The organism is Rheinheimera lutimaris (assembly GCF_013283795.1).
Taxonomy (GTDB): Bacteria; Pseudomonadota; Gammaproteobacteria; order Enterobacterales; family Alteromonadaceae; genus Alishewanella; species Alishewanella lutimaris.
Window position 1 is genome coordinate 51,997 of record NZ_JABSOD010000013.1, and the last position, 18,297, is coordinate 70,293.

Below are 18,297 nucleotides of genomic sequence, written 5' to 3' on the forward strand. Positions count from 1 at the left end.
AATACATAATAAATGACTAAACGTTCACTTTGACAGAACCATTAACAGGGCTATTTAACAAAGCGATGAACCGGCTGAACTACCACCATCTGTATTATTTCTGGCAGGTCGCTAAAGGCGGCAACCTTACCGAGACCGCACAGCGGCTGCATATTTCGCAGTCAGCTTTGTCGGCGCAAATTAAGCAATTAGAACACAGCATGCAGGTGCAGTTGTTTTCACGCCAGGGCCGCAAACTGGTGCTGACCGACAGTGGTTATCAGACATTAAAATATGCTGAAGATATTTTCAGCCGCGGTGCCGAGTTGGAGCAACTGCTGCTAAAAGGCATGCAGCCGCAAAGCAGCCCGATACGCATTGGTACTCTGGCCACCATGTCGCGTAATTTTATTGAAAGCTTTATTACGCCGTTATTGGCAACAGCTGACAGCCGTTACAGCCTGGTGTCGATGAACCAGACTGCGTTACTTAATGCCCTGGCGCAGCACCAGCTGGATCTGGTACTGAGTAACATTGCGGTACAAGGCAACGACAGCCAACTGTGGCAATGCCGCCTGCTGGCCCGCCAGCCGGTAGCCGTCATTGGCCCACCGGGTAAGGCGCCTAGCGATAATTTAGCCGCTTATCAACAGCAGCGCTGGGTATTGCCGCCGGTGCAAAGTCCAATCCGTACTGCTTTTGATGCCTTGGCCGCGCAATATCAGTTGCGGCCGGACGTAGTGGCTGAAGCCGACGATATGGCGATGCTACGCTTGTTGGCGCGTGACAGCGGTGCACTAAGCGTGATGCCTGAGGTTGTGGTAAAAGACGAGCTAAAAAGTGGCCGGTTGCAAAAGTACCTGGCATTGCCGCAGGTGTATGAAAATTTCTACATCATCACCACCCAACGCGAACTACTGCATCCGCAGCTTACTGTGCTATTGCAGGCGTTTACGCAAACAACATAAACAGGCGCACTGCTCCGACTGGTCAGCGGCAGAAGTTCAGGTTAGCCTGTAGCAACCAATCTGAGGAGTAATGCATGACCATACAACGTATTTTACCCGCCAGCCGCTATTCTGAAGCGGTAATTGTTAACGGCTTAATTTTTTGTGCCGGTATGGTACCGGACACCCGCAGCACCGATACAACCTTACAAACCGAAGATGTACTGGCGCAAGTTGATGCACTATTGGCGCAGTGCGGCAGTGATAAAACCAAGCTGGTTGACACCACCATTTATCTGGCTGATATGGCCGATTATGCCGCGATGAACTTAGCCTGGGATAACTGGGTAGCACCCGGCCATGCCCCGGCCCGCGTCACGGTAGAAGCTAAGCTGGCCGACCCGCAGTGGAAAGTTGAAATTAAGATTATCGCTGCACAGTAATCATACCGCAGGCCTGCTCTGATGCAGGCTAAATGGTTAAATTGGCGATTTTTTCGTGCTATTTGCTATCTCACGATAAAGCGATAACCACAACAGATTGAATTTAAACAACTATTTAATGGCATCAATTCTGCTATACGTTATTACACAGCGAATTAAACACCAACTTATGCTGCAAAGCGTATAACGATGGCAGGAACAACATGCTAATACCCGGATTCAAGCAAACGTTACAACACACCGGTTTATATGCCGGTTTTGAACTACGCCGCTTGTGGCTGACCCGCCGCGGCGTGATGACGTTAACCGCCACCGCCGTGATTTGGTTTTTTCTGTTGCGCTACGCCATCGCACCGGCAAGCAATCTGGTAGCCTCTGATGGTTTTCAGCAGTTGTTTCGCGATATGTTCGGCAGCGCCGGTTTAAGCCAGCTGTTTGCCTGGCCGGCAGCAGAACTGGCCATTTACTGGGTGCTGAGTTTACTGCTGTTGCCAACCTTTTGCCTGTTTTTTACTGCTAATCAGCTGTGCAGCGATCTTGAGCGCGGCACTTTGCGTTATCTTGCCCTGCGCAGCAGCCGGCTGAGCATAGTGCTGGGCCGTTTCGCCGGCCAAATGTTGGTGCAGGGTTGTCTGATTTTGCTGTCATTGGCTGCCACCTTGTCGCTGGCGGCCTGGCGTGAAGGCGGTTTAACACTGCCGATGCTGCACGCGGCCGCAGTTATCAGCGTTAACCTGCTGTTGGTGTTGGCCCCCTTTACTGCGCTGATGAGCGGCTTTTCTGCTCTGGTACGCTCTTCGCGGTTGGCGGTCAGCCTGGCTATTGTTAGCCTGGGTTTGCTGTTTGCGCTGCTAAGCTGGTTTATTTTCTACTTTCCCGACTTCCTGTTTTTACTCGGTTATCTGCCGGGCACCCAGGTATTGCAGTTGCTGCCGTTACACGGTTGGCAAACACTGCAGCATGCGTTGTTACCACTGCTGCAAACCCTGATACTGCTGAGTGTTGCTGTTCTGTTATTAAAAAGGAAGGCCTTATGAGTACGATTATCCAATGCCGCGATCTGTGCAAACGCTTTGGCAGTAAAACCGTGCTAAAACAGCTGAGCTTTGAGCTGGCGTCAGGCGATGTGGCGGCATTGATCGGCCCGAACGGCGCCGGCAAAACCACCCTGTTCAGTATTCTGTGCGGTTATGCTTTGCCAGACAGCGGCAGTGTCAGCCTGTTTGGCCATAAACCGGGTAGCAGCGCCTTGTTCGGTAAAGTTGCCGCGCTGCCGCAAGATGCGCAGTTTGACCCTGCGTTTAGTATTGCTGAGCAACTGGACTTTTACGGCCGTTTGCAGGGCCTGAGCCCAAAAGCGGCACAACAGGAAACGCGACGCGTACTGGCGTTAGTTGATTTAGCTGACCAGGCGCAACAAAAAGCGGCGGCACTAAGCCACGGTATGCGTAAAAGAGCCGCTATTGCCCAGGCGTTTATCGGCGCACCGCAGCTTATTCTGCTGGATGAACCTACCGCCGGGTTGGACCCGGTTAATGCCTTGCAAATCCGGCAGCTTATTAACCGCTTAAGTGACGGGGTAAGTTTTATGATCAGCTCGCATAATATTTTTGAACTGGAGCAGCTGTGTAACAAAGTACTGTATTTAGAGCAGGGACAGCTGAAACAACAGACCACAGCAGCGGACGATAACGCGGCGCAGTACCTGACCTTAGTGCTGGAGCAGGATAACAGCGCAGAGGTAACTGCGGCACTTAGCCAGCTGCCCGGCTTGATCAGCCTGGGCGCCGAACAGAAAAAACAGCTGGTGTTATGTTACAACCCACAGCTAAACAACGACTTTGACCTGGCAGTATTACAATGTCTTGCTGCTAACGGCTGGCGTTACCGTAACCTTGTAAAAGGCCAAACGCTGGAGCAAAAGCTGTTTAGCGCCAATTAACGCCGGCGATTAAAAGCCACACTGCTGCTGCAGCGCTTGTATATCTTCAGCTGTCAGCCGGCGCTGCGCAGCATTTAACTGGTGGTGCATCACCGATGTCTCACCGCTTGTATGGCCCACTCCCAGCGCATGGCCAAATTCATGCGCCATGGTTAGCTGTAAATCGGCGAGGGTTTTATAGGCATAAATGGTCATGCTGCGCTGGCGGCCTTTAATTTCCATAACGCCCACTTCAGCTGTTGTCGCAACGCTGGCTTGTAACGGCAACAACGCATTACGATCAGCTACGGTTTCATTTAAATAACGTTGTTCGCGCTGCAGTCGCTGTTGCTCGGTATTCAGAGCCGTGGCCTGTTGTTGTAGCTGCTGCTGTTGCGCATTAAGTTGCTGTTGCTCTTGCTGTAAGGCGCTGCGATTAGCCGCATTCACCTGCTGCGCCTTACGTTCAAAGGCAGCTACTGCCGCCGCAAAGCGGCGGTTTTGCTGTTCAAACTGCTGCTGTTGCTGTTTCAGCCGTTCACTTTGCTGTATCAGGCTGGCGCCGCGCTGATCTATATTGCTGTCGTAGCGGGCGATATTACGCTGCAGTAAAGCTTGTTGCAGTAATTGCTGCTGTCGCTCGTCATAGGCAAAGTTAATCGGTAAACCATCCAGGCTGTCATAACGAAACAGCTCGCGGCCAAGCGCAGTATTCCATTGTGCCGCCGCCGCATGCGCTGCTTGTTCGGCCTGTTCAAGGGTTAAATCAAACGCCGGGTCCAGCCGGCCAATACGCCAGGTCACCGGCGCCTGACATAAATACTGCTGCAGCGATTTATCGGCATAGTTTTGCAACAGCTGCGGCAGTGCCGTGTCCTGGCGCGACATAGCGGCAAATAACTGATAGCAGGCATATAACAAAGCGCTGTAAAACAACGCACGCAGAACAAACTTCATTGCAGCTCCCGGCCGGTGGCGAAAAACCCTGTTACAAAGCAAGTACGTATTCGATTGACCGCTTTGTATGCCTTACGTTAATGTGCAGCATAACAATTGTTACGGAGCAAATTAAGTGGATATTGCGACCATCTGGATAATCATTGGCATAGTGCTGATTTTATCTGAGCTGCTGGCTACCAGTATTGTGGCGGTGTTTCTCGGCATCGCCGCCATTATTGTCGGGTTATTGCTGCACTTTGGTGTAATTGAAAGTTACAGCATGCAGTATTTGCTGTTTGGCGCACTGTCACTGGTATTACTGTTCAGCGCCCGCGGTCGTTTTAAGCGCTGGTTTGTCGGGTATACCGCCGACAGCAACGAACAACCTTCTGGCTTTGCCGAAGATATTGGCTGTCGCGTTACGGTACACAGCGATTTTGTTCAGGGCGCCGGCCGCGTAGTGCTAAACGGTGTACAGTGGGATGCCGAGTCAAATGATGACTTAAAAGCCGGTGATGTCGCCTGGGTGGTGGCCAATCACGGTATTAAACTGGTGGTATCTGCCACCAAACCAAACTGATTTTTTATAACGCTTACCATCTGTTTAAGGAGTAAATCTGGTGGAAACCATCGATATCAACACTATTTTAATGGCCGGCTTTGCCATCGCCGTTGTTATTACCATTGTAAAAACCGCGCGCGTGGTACCGCAGAAAAGTAATTTCGTCATAGAGCGTTTAGGTAAATACTCACGCACGCTGGATTCCGGCTTTCATATCCTGATCCCGTTTATCGATAAAGTGGCCTATACCCACAGTTTAAAAGAAGAAGTGATCGACGTAGAGCGGCAAACCTGTGTTACCCGCGACAATATCCAGGTAGGCATTAACGGCGTGCTGTATTTGCAGGTGGTAGACCCGCACAAAGCCAGTTATGGTATTAACGATTACCGCTATGCGGCATCGCAGCTGGCACAAACCACTATGCGTTCGGTTATCGGCCAAACCGACCTGGATAAAACCTTTGAAGAGCGCGCCAAAATTAACGAAGAAGTGGTAAAAGCGCTGGACGAAGCGGCCTCGCCGTGGGGCATTAAGGTGCTGCGCTATGAGATCTCTGATATTGAACTGCCGTTAAGCATTAAAGATGCGTTAGAGCAACAAATGCGCGCCGAGCGTGAACGCCGCGCCGCTATTGCCAAGTCTGAAGGTGAGCGCCAAGCGATGATTAACGTGTCAGAGGGCCAGAAGCAGGAGGTCATTAACCTGTCTGAAGGTGACAAGATGCGCCAGATTAACGAGGCCGAAGGCCGCGCCCGCGAAATCGAGCTTATCGCCGTTGCCACCGCCGAAGGTATCCGCCAAATTGCTGAAGCCATTAACATGCCGGGCGGTTCAGAAGCCGTAAGCCTGCGCGTAGCCGAGCAATACGTTAAAGAATTCGGTAACCTGGCCAAGGTTAACAACACCATGATAGTACCGGCCGAACTGGCCAATATCGGCGGTGCGGTTGCCGGTTTAACCGAAATCTTAAAAATCGCCCAGCCGAAGAAGTAAAACGGTAGATCCGGCTAACAACAAAAACACACAGAAAAGCCTATGTTCAAGCATAGGCTTTTCTTTATATCTGCGTTAAGTGCATAAGGACGTCTGTGCCGTGATGGAAGCAAAAATATTTGAGCGTAAACAGGTTAGTGCAGCCGTAGTCAGCTCAAGATTATATAATCTTATTATTGGCGCTGTGCTGTGTTGGGGCTTCTGGGTTAACTGGATGATGGTATCGACTATTCCGGTGGCGTCTATTCAGTCCATTTCACCGTGGATATTTTTCCTCGGGTATTTCGCCAGCTGTTTCTTGGGTGTGTATTTATTCACCAAATCTGACAGCCCGCTGGTAAGCTTTATTGGTTACAACTTTGTTGTTGTTCCATTTGGTTTGATTATCAATATTGCCGTATCGCGCTACGACCCAGACTTGGTAGTGGAAGCTATAAAAATAACCGGTGTAGTAACAGGCATAACGATGGTGCTCGGTGCGCTGTTTCCCAAGTTTTTCGCCAGAATATCAGGCGCATTGACCATTTCATTGCTGATTGTTATCGATCTGGCGACAAGCAGCGAGCTAACGCTGCGGTTTCGCGCTACCACACCAATAACCCCAGCTTCTGGCAAGTTTATATTTAAGCAAACCCGGCTTTGATGCCGGCAGCGAGCCACTCAGTTGGAACCAGCTGCAGCTGATTTACCAACAAAGTGATGTGCCTGCCGACGCCGGTTGCTACACGCCGCAGGTGCCATTACCAACCGTTCGTAGCGGCCCGGCGGTACTGTATACCCCGGCCGAAGTCGGCGGCTATGCGCAGCTGCGGTTGTTTGACGCTTCAGGCCAGGAGCTGATAGACCAAAGCCGGCAGATCACTGCCAACAATATTGCCAACGCACTGTGGGCGACAGAATTGGCGGCGCAGATAAATACGCAATACAGCAACCTGCTACAAATTGGGCTGTTAAACGGCGATAACGTGGAATTTAGCAGCGATATAGCCGCCAACCGCGCCTATTGTACAAGAAAAACCACATGCCATGGCTGGCCTGTGGTTTGTAATCAATCAGATCGTGCAATGCTTATTATTAGTCTGACGGCTGTAGCGTTAACGTCTGCTGTTGCCGCGCCAGCAAAAATGCCCGCACCAACTCAGTTGACACTTTACCAAAGTCCCAAAAATGCTCAGTTGTAGTATTAATATTAGCTGCTACAACCATGTTGAACTCCGGTATTACCATCAACCAGCTTTGCGCACCTCTGGAAACACCGCCATGATTGGCAGTAAACAGCACACCCAGCGGCTGTGCAAAATCATAATCTCTAACCCGCCAGCCAATAGCGTATTGCTGCTCATTCACCTCGCCATTGTTCAGCTGTTGCGGCGTCCAGAATTGTTGCCTGATAGCAGGTGCAACAAAATCATCACGCAGAAAGCCAAGGCCCAGTTTAACTAAATCTGTAGAGGTAGAAATAAAGCCACCGGCTGCCAGTCGATGGCTTAAATCGACATCGCGCCATACCCTGACAACCGGCTTCGATTCATCTTTACGCCAGTAAAAACGTGCCAGCTGTGCAGTATCTTGTGCTGTAGCGCCAATTTCCGGCTCAATAGCGGTGTCGGTCATCCCCAATGGCGCGAACACCTGCGTTTGCATTAGTTGCGCATAACGGGTTTTACCTGCTTCCTGCATTACAGCACTAAGCAAAACCGTACCCAGACTGGAGTAACTAAACTGTTCGCCCGGCAAAAACAACATTTTACTGTCATCAAATACGGCAAGTGCTGCGCCAACATCCTGGTAGCGTGTGGTTAATGCTATGGTTTTATATAGCCCCCGCCAATCGGTGTTTTCATCGTAGTGCGGTATACCCGCCATATGCGAAGCCAATTGCCGCGGTGTAATATTGCGCCAAGCCGGGTTGCGCTCACTCAGTTTGTAGCGTTGCAGCGGGGTATCCAGTTCAATATTGCCTTGCTGCACCATGCGGGCCAGCAAGGTTGATGTCAGCGCCTTGGATGTGCTGCCAATTCTGAACTGTGTTTGCGGGCTTATTGGCTTCTTTGCAGCGATATCGGCCCAGCCGGCAACACCTTGCCACACCAACTTACCCTCTATCGCTACCGCTGCAGAGATACCCGGGCTGTTAATAGCCCGGCGATGCGTTTTTAACTGCTGCATCGCCGTATCTGCAGCTTCACGGTAGTTGTTGTCCAACACCCGACTGAGCTCTGGCACCGGTTCAGCAATGCTAACAAAGCCCCAAAAAGGCATTGGCAAGCCCCCCTTGTGGCTAAAGAACTGATACACCGGTTGTAAAAAGGCATAAGCACCAGCCAGCAATAATAGCATTAGCGCCACGATAATTTTTTTCCGCATTTACAGCTTTCCTTAAAGTAGTGAAATAGAGCTGCTGCAAAATAGAACTAAGGCGGCGACCTGTCTTATCGAAACTGAAAAAAGTCTGATCGATTGTTAAAATTGAGCGCGATATTGGCTTGGTGTCATACCCACGCTCTGCTTAAAGGCACGATTAAAGGGTGCAATAGAATTAAAACCAGCCTCAAGCGCCAATGTCAGTACTGGCTTATCATTGTCTTTGGCATCTGCCAATCTGGCGCAAACTGCAGGTATACGATAACTGTTAACAAACTGCGAGAAGTTATCAAAACCTAATTCGACATTAATCAACTGCCGCAACTGATATACCGGCATGCCAAGCTCTGCTGCCAACTGACTAATGCTCAGGCCGTTAATTGCATACAAACCGGCGGCCATTTTGTTTTTTAGCAACCTAACTGCGGCATTGTCGCTGTGCAGTTCAGCAGCATCAATGTACCAAGCGGGTTCTGCCACATCAGCTTGCTGCTCAATGCGAAAGCCGGCTAAACGATAAACTGCAATCAGTGATGTAGTCGCAAAAATAAGCCCGGCATTAATGCTGCTGAACAGCCCATGATCTTTTATGGCCAATGGGGAAAATTCCAGCAGCGTCAACACGGCCATATAAGCGCCGCCAGCCGCAATAATGCCGATTCTGAGCCGGCGTCGACGTTCAACTAAGTCATCGCTCAGGCCGGTGAAGGCATCGATAACGACAAAAGCCAGCACCAATAGCAGCACTGCGTGATGGATATCATGAAACCAGCCTTTGCCTTGCAGCAGCAAAAAGAAGTAACACAGCCATACCAGCCAAAGGCTAAGCATAACTTTTAACCAACCAGACAGCTGTGACAATAAACTTTGGTTATGCACTGCATGCCAGTACACCGCCAACAGCGCATAGGCCGTAAGGTCAGTAAAGAACAACAGCGGCGGCCTTAACCAACCATAATGGACATCATCAACAGGCGCCGTAAGCAATATATAGGCAATGCAACATAACAGCAGCACACTCATGGCGGCCTTGGTAACTATCACCTTACTGCGCCAGAGCAACAGCATTAGCAAGATCAGTTGCCCGACAGCCGCAAAACGAAAAAACAGGTCTAACATCTGAACGTCAGTGAGTAGCATCTGGCTGGTATCTTCCTTGTAATAACTAAAGCAATGCCAAAAAGGTAACCAAGGGCACTATAGCAAACAACACAGGCCGTGACTGCGGCTTGTGTTTTCAAAAATAATCAGCGCAGTAATGCTTCAAGCACTTGTTGCTTTAGTGCCTCTGCCGCGTCGCGGCCGGTAATGCCTTCGGCCAGTAGTAAGGTTTTGCCGTCGGCTTTGGCTTGCAGGCAGTAATACTCGGTGCGCTGGTTTTCGCTGTTGGTAGATACCATGGTTTGTTTAATCTGCAGCTGCTCCGCATTACTCAGGGCAGCCTGGCGCTGATACAACGTAATGCCAAACATAGCGCGCTGCATCTGCACGGTACCCGGTGCGATACCGGCTTTAAGACCGCGGCCAAGCCAGAACAGGCCGTAGCATAAAATCAGCAAGCCTATAGGCGTAAACGTTAGCGCCATTAGCCAGAGCATGCCGCCCTGACGCATGGCTTCAAAGCTGAGAAACACACCGGAGCCGGTGAAAATAGCCCCGAATAACATTAACACCAGTGCAGTACCAGTATGGCGGCCGGCTTTGCTGACCAACCGCAAGCTATCACCTTGCACCTGTTGCAGGATCTGGCTGGCGGCAGCATCAAAGGCGGCAACCTGGCGCTGCTGTTGCTGCAACGCCACTTCGCTGGCATGCGGCTGCCAAACACAACGTGCTGTACCGCTGATCACCGGCAGTGTCCATTGCCGGCTAAATTTAAGCCGCTCACTGCCCTGCTGTAACTCACCGTTGCAGCTTAACTGCCACTCTATGCGACCTTTATAACGCGCATCTTTGCCGCTGGCCGGTAACTCCGCCGGCACATCCAACACCAGCCAGTGTTTACCGTCGACGCTGCGCGACACCACAGCCTGACTGTGCCATAGCGGCTGGCGATGGGTGGTGCGATCTTTACCGCTGCCACTTTGGTACACATGCAAACAGCTCAGCTCTGCCTGCGGCATCTGCGCAAAGCGGCCATGTTGCAACGTAAAATAGCCTCCGACCTGACCACCGGCATTGCCGGGAAATGGCTCAGCGAAGAACGGTGTTTTACCGATTTTTTGCCAGTGCTGCATCGTGCGGCGGCCTTGCCATATCAGTAGAGCTCCCACCAGCGGAAACAGCAGCACCAGCAATACCACATAATTGCCCTTGGGCAACTCGTCACTCAGTGCCAAATAACTAATAGGTACACCGAAGCCCAAAAATACTACGCCCATGCCGAGCATGACCTGATAGCCAGTCTTATTATTGCTGGCGATGCCAGCTGCAGGGGCCTGGCCTTGCAACATTGCCTGCTCTGCCAGCGTTTGGTTTTGGCCATGCAACAACAGAAACATCATCAAACCGGATATACCGCAAAACATGCCGGCGAACACCAGACCCGCACCAATCTGACCAGCGCTGAAAAAATCGAAACCACCAGCAATACCGACCAGCATAAACAGACTAAGGACACCCAATGCGAACCAGGGCCGCCCCGACGTTTTACTGCCGGTATTATGTTGTTTTTGCATCCGTTACCTCCAGGCTTGCAAATCATAAGCGCTTGATGAAAACTCAATGTATCGTTTTACATTAAGCAGCAGTCATCGGCAATTCAAGCGGGCAAAAACACAGCCCAACAAATCGGCATAAATATGCTTTAAAAGTGGATATAAAACCACTTATCACCTAAAATGCCGGCTTTGCCGCAGCTCAACTTGGCATTTTGTCATACAGCTGCCATCTTTATGTCCTATACAGCTATAGTCTTATCAAAAGGAAGCCCAACGCCCGTGCGCACTACTGAACTTGTTTCCGGTTTTCGTCAGTCTGCCCCCTATGTAAATGCACATCGCGGCAAAACCTTTGTGGTGATGCTCGGTGGTGAGGCCATTATGCAAAGCGGCTTTCGCAGCATTATTAATGATGTGGCCCTGTTAAACAGCTTAGGTATTAAAGTGGTACTGGTGTATGGCGCGCGGCCACAAATCAACGCCGCCTTGCAACAAGCCGGGCTTGAACCGGCTTACCACAACCGGGTGCGGGTAACAGATGATGATTCATTCAAACTGATTAAACAGGTTGCCGGTGCGCTGCAACTGGATATTACCGCGCGCTTATCGATGAGCTTAAGTAATACGCCGATGCAGGGCGCACAAATTAACGTGGTTAGCGGTAACTTCGTTATTGCCCAACCACTGGGCGTGGACGAAGGCATAGATTACCACCACAGCGGCCGTGTCCGGCGCATTGATGCCGCCGGTATCCGCCGCCAGTTGGATAATAACGGCATAGTGTTGATGGGGCCAATTGCCGCCTCAGTAACGGGTGAAAGTTTTAACTTAACTGCCGAGGATATTGCTACTCAGGTAGCGATAAAACTTAAAGCCGACAAAATGATTGGCTTTAGCGAAATAGGCGGTATTGTTGGTGCCGATGGCGAAATTACCGCAGAGCTGATGCCCAATGCTGCAGAGCAAATTATGCTGCGGATGGAACAGCAACCCGAAGCCTGCCCGGGTACGCTGGCGTTTTTACATGCTGCTATTACCGCCTGCCGTGCCGGCGTGCCACGTTGCCACTTAGTCAGCTACGACGAAGACGGCGCCCTGCTGCAGGAACTGTTCTCGCGCGATGGTATCGGTACTCAAATTGTTACCGAATCGGCAGAAAAGCTGCGTCAGGCGACTATTTCTGACATTGGCGGTATTTTAGATTTGATCCGACCGCTGGAACAGCAAGGCTTATTAGTACGCCGTTCGCGTGAACAACTGGAAATGGAAATTAACCAGTTCAGCTTAATTGAGCGCGACGGCCTGGTTATCGGCTGTGCCGCACTGTATCCGTTTCCGGAAGATAACGTCGGTGAATTTGCCTGTTTAGCCGTGCACCCGGATTATCGCGATGCCGACCGCGGCAGCATTTTACTTAAAGCTGTTATTCAGCAAGCGCGGCAGCAGAAATACAGCAAACTGTTTGCTTTAACCACACGCAGCATTCACTGGTTTTTAGAGCATGGCTTTGAGCTGCTGACGGTAGATGATTTACCGGCACAGAAAAAGCAGTTATACAACTATCAACGCCGGTCAAAAATCCTCGCTATTACGTTGTAATACCGGGCGGGGCGAGTTCAACGCTAAAATTTTCTGCCGGCCGCTGCCAACTGACTACACTAAAGTTATTGGCCGCTGGCGGAGGATCTTGTGCGCAGCTTGTTGCTCAGTTTGTTATTTGGCCTGTCAGCACTGTTAACGGCACTCTGGCTGGTGCTGCAATTCAGCAGCACTCCGGGTGAGCGCTGGCGCGAGCCTAACCCGGTGCAAGCCATAGCGCCGGCGCAAGCCGGGCCGCTGTTACAGATAACACAGCATATCCGCCTCACGCCCAGGCCGGACGATCCCTACCCTTATCCTATTGCGCTCGGTGAGCCCGGCCCGCTAATACCGCTTTACAGCGGCGGCCTGAGCTACCCGTTGTATTGCGATTTCAACCGACAAGGCCTAAGCGCCCCGCTAATTGATAATCAACAAGGTTATGGCGTGGCTGTAGCACAGCACGGTGCAACAACAGGCTACAGCAAAGACTGCCTGCATCCGGTACAGTTACTGTACTTTTATGTTAGTGCTGATGGCAGCATCAGCCCCTATCAGCAGCAACAGCCTGCAGCAGATGATTTATTGGTACGGCTTGAACTTGGCACGATAAACCGGCATTTTTACTACCTGCTGATGCCGGTGCAGGCAGCAGAAACCACTACGCGTAACAGCGCGACGCTATGGAACCGTAAACTGATTTACCAGTTTTACGGCGGCGTAGGTATTGGTTACCGCCAGGGCTACCTGCGACCAGATCGGCTGATCCGCGACCGGCTGGACGAACTGCGCCAGGGTTTTGCCGTAGCCAGTGCCAGCATTAATAAAACCAGCTATGGCTATAACTTTTTACTGGCCGAAGATACTGCCAGCCGGGTAAAGCGCCAGTTTATCAGCTTGTATGGCCAGCCACTGTATACGCTGGGTATTGGCGGTTCCGGCGGCGGTATAGCGCAGTATTTACTGCTGCAAAATCACCCCGATCTACTCGACGGCGGCATAGCGCTGTACAGCTATCCGGATATGCTCAGTCAAACCCTGTATGCACTGGACTGCGATTTGCTGCATAACTATTACTACTTCGGCGCTGCAGACAAAGGTCGCTGGCAATCAATAACGCAACGCCAATCAGTGGAGGGCCTCAGCGTCTCGGCTGCGTACTCACTCAAGTTCGAAGCGCAGGTGTGGCTAGCCCAGCTCAGCAGCGGAATCTGGCCAACCCTGCCGGATGGTGCCACCCAATGCCATAATGCCTGGCTGGGCTTGTCATCACTGGTACACAACCCAACTCAGGGTAAGCTGAAACGGCTTACCACCGATGAGATTTTGCCACAGGTAAACTGGAGCTACTGGGGCGATATGGCCGGCATTTATGGTAAAGATCAACATGGCTTTGGCCATAGCTTGTGGGCCAATAACGGTGTGCAGTATGGCCTGCAGGCAGTAAAAACAGGCGAGCTGAGTGTGGCTGAGTTTATTGCACTGAATAGCGCCGTCGGCAGTTGGCAGCAGCAATCGCAAAAGCAGGCTGAGCGCATCGCGTATCTGCCGTTTATAGATGTACCGCTGTGGCAAAGTGCATTTAGCCGGCAGAATATTATCAGCCGCACCGGTAACAGCCCGGCAGCACGTTTTAGTGCCGACCAGCAGGCGCTCGGTCGCGCTTACCGCTACGGCCAGTTATTTTTGGGTATGACCGACAAACCGATTCTGGATTTGCGCCACTACCTGGATCCACAGCTGGATATGCATCATCTGCAGCCGTCGTTCTCTGCCCGCGAACGCTTAATAAAACGTAACGGCCATGCCGATAACCAACTGATTTGGGTTAGCCACCCTGATCACACCCCACTGCCGCAGGCTATTGCCTTAATGGATCAGTGGTTAAGCCAACAGCAAAAACCGGCACAGGCTACAGATCAATGCTTTGCCGCCGACGGCAGCGTTATTGCCGGCGGCGCAACCGTATGGCAAACAGGTGAGTTATGCGCGCTGACTTATCCGCCACTCAGTAACAGCCGGTTGCAGGCCGGTGCACCGGCACATGGTTTGATGTTTAACTGTGCTTTAATCAGCGTAGATGTTGCCATAGCCAGGGGTGATTATTTGCCACTGGATATGCAACCTTATGCTGCACAATTACAGGCCGTGTTCCCGGCGGGAGTCTGTGATTACAATCTGCCGGATCAGGCGTTACCTGCAGAGCTAGCCTTTCCCTATTGACTGCGCTACGCGCTGGCTAACCTGTTTACCCAGCGCCCGCGCAGTGGTCCATTTACCACCGGACACTGTCAACAATTGGCCCTGCCAGTTAAGCTGATATTCGCGGCTGGCTTTGCTGGCGTTGGCAGTGCCGCCCAGCAATGGCCGCACGCCGGCAAAATCGGCTAATACGGTTGCAGCACCGGCTCGCTGTTGAAAATAATGGTTATATACATCAAGCAAATAATCACGCTCTGCAGCAGAGCATTTAATCGGCTCATCCAGTTGCTGGCGTACTTCGGTCGTGCCAAGCAGGGTGTTACCCTGATACGGCAGTACAAATACAATGCGCGCTTCGCCCGGCACCTCCAGCATATGGCCGTAGCGGCTTATCGCCGGCAGCAGCAAATGGCTGCCGCGCACTAAATCCAGCGGCTGCTGTGCTAATCCCGACTGTTTCAGCAATTGCTGGCTCCAGGGCCCCGCCACATTTACCACCCGATCAAACTGTTGCCAGCCATTGCCAAGCAACACGCGGCCATCGGCGGCCACCTGCTGCGCTGGGTTGTGTTCAAACAATTGCACACCGGCTTTGCGACATTGCTGCGCCATCCACAGCCCCAGCTTTTGATCATCCATCTGACCGTCAAAAAACAGGTAAGCACCGCTTAAGCCTTCTGCCTTTAACTGTGGTGAGCAGCGTAGCGCTTGCGCTGCCGTTAACCAGCGATGGCGGCCGATACCTTTGCGACCGGCAAAGGCGTCGTACAGCCACAGGCCTATTTTTAACTGCCAGCGGGCACGACGCGAGTCGTTATACAAGGGATATAAGATGGGTAACCTTCGCGTGAGTTGCGGTGCCTTTTTCAGCCACCAGCGCCGCTCCTGCAGCGCTTCGCGCACCAGGCGGAATTCGCCCTGCTCCAGATAACGCAAGCCACCATGCAGTAATTTCGATGACGCAGCACTGGTGGCCTGCATCAGGCTGTCGCGCTCAAACAAACTAACATTATATCCGGCCAGCGCCAGCTGCCAGGCGCTGCTTAAGCCGTTAATGCCACCACCAATTACCGCAATTTTCATCCGCCACCTGTCTTTAACTTGTCAGCGCAATATCATCCCGGTGCACCACTTCTTCACTGGGGCAAAAACCCAGCGTATCAGCAATTTGTTGACTGTGTAAGCCTTTGATTAACTGCAGCTCAGTCGCGCTGTATTGGCAAATGCCCTTAGCCAATTGCTTACCGCCACTGTCGCACAACCAAATTGCATCACCTTTATCAAAGCGCCCATTTACTGCGGTAACGCCTTTTGCCAGTAGCGATGCGCCTTTATGCAACAAGGCCTGCACTGCTCCACTGTCGAGCACGATACTGCCCTGGCTTTTTAAGCTGTTAAGCAACCAATGTTTTTTGGCGCTAAGCCGGTCCTGTTGGCGCAAAAACAAGGTACCAGCCTGCTCTCCACGCAACAACATGTCAAAGCTTCCGGCTTTTTGGCCGTTGATAATCAACGTATCGACGCCCAGTTTAGTGGCTTTTTCTGCTGCCTGAATTTTAGTCAGCATGCCACCAGTGCCAATAGCATGATGGCTGCCACCGGCCATGGCATAAATGCCGGCATCTATCTGTGCTACCTTAGGTATAAAGCGGGCTTCAGGCGTGGTTCTGGGGTTAGCACTGTACAGGCCATCAATATCCGAGCAAATAATCAGTGCATCGGCATCCACCAATACCGCCACCATCGCTGCCAGGTTATCGTTATCACCTACTTTCAGTTCAGCCGTGGCCACGCTGTCGTTTTCGTTAACGATAGGCAGTACCTGGTTAGCCAGCAAAGTACGTAGCGTATTGTCGATATTCAGGTAACGGCGCCGGTCAGCTAAATCATCATGTGTCAGTAAAATTTGTGCACAACGAAAATCAAACAGGTTGCTCCAGGTCGCCATCATCTGCGTTTGGCCTACTGCCGCCATCGCTTGCTTAATATTGATTGGCAGCGGTTGATGGGCAAAGGCAATAGCAGAGCGGCCGGCCGCCACGCTGCCGGATGATACCAATACTACCTCTGTTCCGAGCTGACGACATTCACTGATAAAGCGGGCAATAGCCAATAGATAGCGGGTAGAACACCCTTTAGCATCGGGGGAAATCAGCGCACTGCCAACCTTGATAACAATGCGCCGCCAGGCTGAATTCAACATAGACACACCTTAGTGCTGCAGTAGTATCAGCAGCTTAAAGTTTGGGTGTCTATATGTCTATTCAATTCTTTGTCCTTGCCATAGCAATTTCACAATTGCCGGCAGACAGATGGGTAAAGCCACCATAAGCGGCCAGCACCAGTTGATCATCGGTCAGCTTTTTTACCTGCCAGCTTACCTGACCACTGCCAAATGCCGGATGATCGATAACAAAAGAGCCCGGCGATTGACGGATAGCATACTTAAAAGTGTCCATCCGCTGCTGTTGGCTGATGTGTTGCACCATCTGGCGCTCGCTGAAAATCCAGGTTTTACGCATAGCACTGTCTTGCTGCACCATACCATCCGGCACATCAGATGTACCCACTTCGCACCAACTGCCGGCAATCAGGTTATCGACAGCTTGTTGTGATTGCTCAGCAAAACGGATATCCAGTTTAACTTCGTCACCGCTGCGGCACGGCTCGCCCTGAAATACGACTTCGCCGGTGCTGTCTGTGCATTTATATACTTCTGCTACAACAGGTTGCATCATGCAAGCACTGCCAAGCACTATTAAAAAGCGCGCAATTATTGTCATTATTCAATTCCTTTTTATCCGCATCAGCTGTGCTGAGCGTAATTAAACCCGCCTACAATACTGAAAAATGCCGGCAAAGTGAACAAAGCACACAAAATATACAAAAAAACAACAAAAGCATAAAGCTAAAGCCGTTATAGTTCAGCACGAATTCAGCTGAATAAACTAAGCTGGCTATAACCAACGTTCCGGAGTGTATTATGCGCCGTTCCTCATTGTTAGTTTCGATAATGTCTGCCAGCCTGGTTGTCGCAGGTTGCGCTTCCACTGAATACTCCAACACCACTAAAGGTGCTGCTATCGGCGCTGTCGTAGGTGCCGTGGCCGGTAAAGCAACCGGCAATCACAAAGATAAACGTCTGGTTATTGGTGCCGCCGTAGGCGCGCTGGCAGGTGCCGCTGTCGGCAGCTATATGGATAAGCAGGAAAAAGCGCTGAACGAAGAACTCAGCGGCAGCGGAGTTAAAGTAGTACGCGAAGGCGATAAACTACGGCTGGATATTCCGGCACAATTAACTTTTGATGTTAACCGCTCAGATATCCGTTCTAACTTGTATCCGGTATTTAATGATATAGCCAAGGTACTGCGTGATTATGAAAAAACGATGCTGGTTGTGGCAGGCCACACTGACGATACCGGGCCGTATCAATACAATATGAATTTGTCCCAAGCGCGGGCCGACAGTGTAAAACAATATCTGCTGGCGCAGAATGTACAATCTATTCGGGTAGAAACGAAGGGCTATGGCCCGAATTACCCGGTGGTACCGAACACCTCAGAGGCTAACCGTACTTTAAACCGTAGGGTTGAAATTCATATAGAGCCGATTGTTGAGTAACTACTGACTAGCAAAAGTAATCCCAGCCGGCTCCCCGCCGGCTGCCACGCAAAAATTACACCTAAAAAGAACTTAAATTAAACTTT

General features: G+C 51.2%; 18 protein-coding genes. 11 read left to right on the forward strand and 7 right to left on the reverse strand.

The window, feature by feature from the left end:
* Positions 1–29: 29 nt before the first annotated feature.
* The 4 genes from HRH59_RS13200 to HRH59_RS13215 all read left to right on the forward strand — a co-directional run bounded on the left by HRH59_RS13200 (position 30) and on the right by HRH59_RS13215 (position 3,311).
* Complete coding sequence (locus tag HRH59_RS13200; RefSeq protein ID WP_231702500.1) at positions 30–947, forward strand: LysR family transcriptional regulator; 918 nt, start codon at positions 30–32, stop codon at positions 945–947.
* Positions 948–1,021: 74 nt separating this feature from the next.
* On the forward strand, positions 1,022–1,369 hold the full coding sequence (locus tag HRH59_RS13205) for a RidA family protein (RefSeq protein WP_173501744.1): 348 nt from the start codon (positions 1,022–1,024) through the stop codon (positions 1,367–1,369).
* A gap of 203 nt (positions 1,370–1,572) precedes the next feature.
* Entirely contained in the window at positions 1,573–2,406 is an 834-nt protein-coding gene (locus HRH59_RS13210; RefSeq protein WP_173501745.1) for an ABC transporter permease, read from the forward strand.
* Positions 2,403–3,311 (forward strand): ABC transporter ATP-binding protein, encoded by a 909-nt coding sequence (locus HRH59_RS13215; protein ID WP_173501746.1) that lies wholly within the window; start codon positions 2,403–2,405, stop codon positions 3,309–3,311. Before HRH59_RS13210 ends, HRH59_RS13215 begins: the two co-directional genes overlap by 4 nt.
* A 9-nt stretch (positions 3,312–3,320) precedes the next feature.
* Here HRH59_RS13215 and HRH59_RS13220 read toward each other — a convergent pair whose 3' ends face one another.
* The gene (locus HRH59_RS13220) at positions 3,321–4,247 is read right to left on the reverse strand and encodes a matrixin family metalloprotease (RefSeq protein WP_231702501.1); all 927 of its coding nucleotides are present in this window, start codon (positions 4,245–4,247) and stop codon (positions 3,321–3,323) included.
* A 115-nt stretch (positions 4,248–4,362) separates the two neighbouring features.
* On the opposite strand from HRH59_RS13220, the gene HRH59_RS13225 reads away from it, so the two are divergent.
* The 4 genes from HRH59_RS13225 (at position 4,363) to HRH59_RS19585 (ending at position 6,966) form a co-directional block, all read left to right on the forward strand.
* Positions 4,363–4,809, forward strand: coding sequence for an NfeD family protein (locus HRH59_RS13225; protein WP_173501747.1), 447 nt, complete (start codon positions 4,363–4,365; stop codon positions 4,807–4,809).
* 40 nt (positions 4,810–4,849) lie between these two features.
* Positions 4,850–5,785: an SPFH domain-containing protein gene (locus tag HRH59_RS13230; protein ID WP_173501748.1), complete on the forward strand. Its 936-nt coding sequence runs from the start codon at positions 4,850–4,852 to the stop codon at positions 5,783–5,785.
* Between the two features lie 214 nt (positions 5,786–5,999).
* Positions 6,000–6,428, forward strand: a complete 429-nt coding sequence (locus tag HRH59_RS13235) for a hypothetical protein (RefSeq protein ID WP_218573519.1) — start codon at positions 6,000–6,002, stop codon at positions 6,426–6,428.
* 31 nt (positions 6,429–6,459) lie between these two features.
* Positions 6,460–6,966, forward strand: a complete 507-nt coding sequence (locus HRH59_RS19585) for a hypothetical protein (RefSeq protein ID WP_408015057.1) — start codon at positions 6,460–6,462, stop codon at positions 6,964–6,966.
* Here HRH59_RS19585 and HRH59_RS13245 read toward each other — a convergent pair.
* From HRH59_RS13245 to HRH59_RS13255, 3 genes are all read right to left on the reverse strand, one after another.
* Positions 6,860–8,152, reverse strand: coding sequence for a serine hydrolase domain-containing protein (locus HRH59_RS13245; protein WP_173501749.1), 1,293 nt, complete (start codon positions 8,150–8,152; stop codon positions 6,860–6,862). The two genes, HRH59_RS19585 and HRH59_RS13245, sit on opposite strands and share 107 nt — an antisense overlap.
* A 96-nt stretch (positions 8,153–8,248) precedes the next feature.
* A complete protein-coding gene (locus tag HRH59_RS13250) occupies positions 8,249–9,268 on the reverse strand; it encodes a helix-turn-helix domain-containing protein (RefSeq protein ID WP_173501750.1) in 1,020 nt (339 codons plus the stop codon).
* Positions 9,269–9,396: 128 nt separating this feature from the next.
* Positions 9,397–10,827, reverse strand: a complete 1,431-nt coding sequence (locus HRH59_RS13255; RefSeq protein WP_173501751.1) for a hypothetical protein — start codon at positions 10,825–10,827, stop codon at positions 9,397–9,399.
* Positions 10,828–11,088: 261 nt separating this feature from the next.
* Here HRH59_RS13255 and argA point away from each other — a divergent pair, with 261 nt between their 5' ends.
* Complete coding sequence (argA, locus tag HRH59_RS13260) at positions 11,089–12,408, forward strand: amino-acid N-acetyltransferase (protein ID WP_173501752.1); 1,320 nt, start codon at positions 11,089–11,091, stop codon at positions 12,406–12,408.
* Positions 12,409–12,498: 90 nt separating this feature from the next.
* The gene (locus HRH59_RS13265; RefSeq protein ID WP_173501753.1) at positions 12,499–14,610 is read left to right on the forward strand and encodes a DUF6351 family protein; all 2,112 of its coding nucleotides are present in this window, start codon (positions 12,499–12,501) and stop codon (positions 14,608–14,610) included.
* On the opposite strand, the gene HRH59_RS13270 is transcribed toward HRH59_RS13265, so the two are convergent.
* From HRH59_RS13270 to HRH59_RS13280, 3 genes are all read right to left on the reverse strand, one after another.
* A complete protein-coding gene (locus tag HRH59_RS13270) occupies positions 14,593–15,672 on the reverse strand; it encodes a glycerol-3-phosphate dehydrogenase/oxidase (RefSeq protein WP_173501754.1) in 1,080 nt (359 codons plus the stop codon). The genes HRH59_RS13265 and HRH59_RS13270 overlap by 18 nt on opposite strands.
* Before the next feature lie 13 nt (positions 15,673–15,685).
* A complete protein-coding gene (proB, locus tag HRH59_RS13275) occupies positions 15,686–16,792 on the reverse strand; it encodes a glutamate 5-kinase (RefSeq protein ID WP_173501755.1) in 1,107 nt (368 codons plus the stop codon).
* Between the two features lie 61 nt (positions 16,793–16,853).
* Positions 16,854–17,372, reverse strand: coding sequence for a DUF4124 domain-containing protein (locus tag HRH59_RS13280; RefSeq protein ID WP_173501756.1), 519 nt, complete (start codon positions 17,370–17,372; stop codon positions 16,854–16,856).
* Between the two features lie 200 nt (positions 17,373–17,572).
* Between HRH59_RS13280 and HRH59_RS13285 the strand changes: the two genes are divergently transcribed.
* On the forward strand, positions 17,573–18,211 hold the full coding sequence (locus tag HRH59_RS13285) for an OmpA family protein (protein WP_173501757.1): 639 nt from the start codon (positions 17,573–17,575) through the stop codon (positions 18,209–18,211).
* The last annotated feature ends 86 nt before the right edge of the window (positions 18,212–18,297 follow it).